The following is a 2,258-nucleotide window of genomic DNA, read 5'->3' on the forward strand; positions in this document are numbered from 1 at the left end:
GTGATGATGGCAGAGAGGTCACGGTCACACCCGTTCCCATACCGAACACGGAAGTTAAGCTCTCTAGCGCCGATGGTAGTTGGGACCTTGTCCCTGTGAGAGTAGGACGTCGCCAAGCAACTTTAGACGAGTCAGAATGACTCGTCTTTTTTGTGCATTTACATAATAAGCGAGTGATCGAAGAAAAAATTCCAATGGGACTTTTATGGAAAGACTTATACAAAAGCCAAGGGAAAAGGACATGTTAGATATCATTTTTTTATTCAAAATTACAGAAATTAAAATATAGTGTACAGTGAAGTTTTGGTAACCACATGAAATGATTGCGATTCTTTTCACCTTGTTAGAGGAAACATTGAATGGGTATCTTTATGTACAGTTACTGTTTGGGATGGACTTGTTCATAAATTAGTTGAAGTAGCGGCTAAAACTGCTGGTGAATATTGTTCTGCTTACCGTGAAAGAGAATAGGAAATTAATTTTTGTTTATTCGATTATACGCGAGGATTTAAGGTTTACTGTATTGGAATCGCACAAAAATTGAGTAATGATCTTTATTCTCTTTATTATATGGTACAAAGTAAATAGGTCTACATATGGTATGAAGAGACATATATGAAAAGGGGAGAAAAACATTAAAGGAATAAGTATGCTATTAATTGCGATTATACTATGGGGGATAGCAATTGCTCCGACAAAATGGGCGTTAGAGTCAATTCAGCCATTCACCCTATTATTTCTTCGTCTTTGCTTTGCTGGCGGGATATGTCTATTGTTTTCTTTTCAGCAGCTACGAAAAAGTATTGTTAATAGGGATGTTCCGTGGAAAAGAATAAGCGTATTATCTTTTACTGGTGTGGCGGGATATTTTATGTTTACCTCGTATGGGATTTCTTTAACAAGTGGATTACATGTTAGCATCATTGATGCTGCTTTACCTTTAGTTACAATTATTTTCTCGGCACTGTTTTTAAAAGAAAAGATTCAGTTAAACTATTGGATTGGAATTATATTAGGTTTTATAGGAGTAATATGTATTACCATTCCATCTGGTAATGATAATCAAAGCGCTTCTCTAGTTGGGGACATACTTATTTTATTAAGTACTTTTTTATTTGCTTTCTATACAATATTATTAAAAAGACCAAAACAAGAAAAGAATCTATCAAACGAAGTATTTACAACATTAACATTAATCATAGGGGCAATCATTCTATTCCCCTTTGCAGTTATCGAAACTTTTTATTATGGTCTACCTCAAATAGAAACATGGAAGACAGGGCTTAGTTTTACATACCTTGTTGTTTGTGCAACAATCCTAGCTTATTGGTTTTGGAATAAGGCGCTAGAAGGAGTTTCGGCATCAGTAAGTGGATTGTATTTAAATGCTTTACCACTCATAAGTATTATTGCTTCGGTTATTTTATTAAAAGAATCTTTAACATGGAAGATATTAATAGGAGGATGTCTAGTTTTATTTGGGGTTATCTGGGCGGATAAAGGTAAATTAAGTGCTCTAATGAAATCCGTTGATCGACAAACTAAAGAAGATAGGAAGTACAAAACATATTAATGCCAGAATATGAAAGGGGGGATGCATCGAATGGCATGCTCTCTTTTTAGTTGGTTTAGAGGAGCATACAGGAAGATTAGGGAACCTGTGTAATACAATACTAAATTATACATTTATATACTGTATTTATAATAATGAACAAAGGGATGATAATCCAGGGATGTTTGAAGTAAAATTATTTGATAAAAAACAAATTGCTAATGAAGTATTACTATTCTTTTGACTCTGAAATAGAATGAATGCTCCTTGAGTACGCATTTATAATGTCTAGTAGGGATAAATAGTTTTACTTTTTTCCCTTTTAGGGGTACTGAATCTATAGGAATGGAAAGGGTGTATGAATAAAAGATTAATGATTTGTGAGTGTTTATCTATAAAAGAGATAAAAAACAATTTTTTATATAAAATCCATTGACTATTTCAATATATAAGTGTAGTATTATACGAGTCGCCGATAGCAACAACGCAGAACGCGACAAACGAAATGAAAAACTTAGTTGACATTGAAACATGAAAGTGTTAACATAAGGGAGTCGCAAATAAGCGGCAAACAAGTTCTTTGAAAACTGAACGAAACAAACAACGTGAAACGTCAATTTTTATTTTAGATGCTAGACAAACTAACTTTATTGGAGAGTTTGATCCTGGCTCAGGATGAACGCTGGCGGCGTGCCTAATACATGCA

The 2,258-nt window shown here is 34.0% G+C and carries 1 protein-coding gene and 2 rRNA genes; all 3 read left to right on the forward strand.

Annotation, left to right across the window (positions count from 1 at the left end; genetic code table 11):
* A 5S ribosomal RNA gene (gene rrf, locus AC1DIT_RS27895) occupies positions 1-118 on the forward strand; the annotation flags it as partial.
* Positions 119-649: 531 nt separating this feature from the next.
* Positions 650-1,573, forward strand: coding sequence for a DMT family transporter (locus AC1DIT_RS27900; protein WP_016132251.1), 924 nt, complete (start codon positions 650-652; stop codon positions 1,571-1,573).
* Between the two features lie 626 nt (positions 1,574-2,199).
* Positions 2,200-2,258: ribosomal RNA gene (locus AC1DIT_RS27905) — 16S ribosomal RNA — on the forward strand; the annotation flags it as partial.

Source organism: Bacillus sp. 05T22 (genome assembly GCF_056396765.1).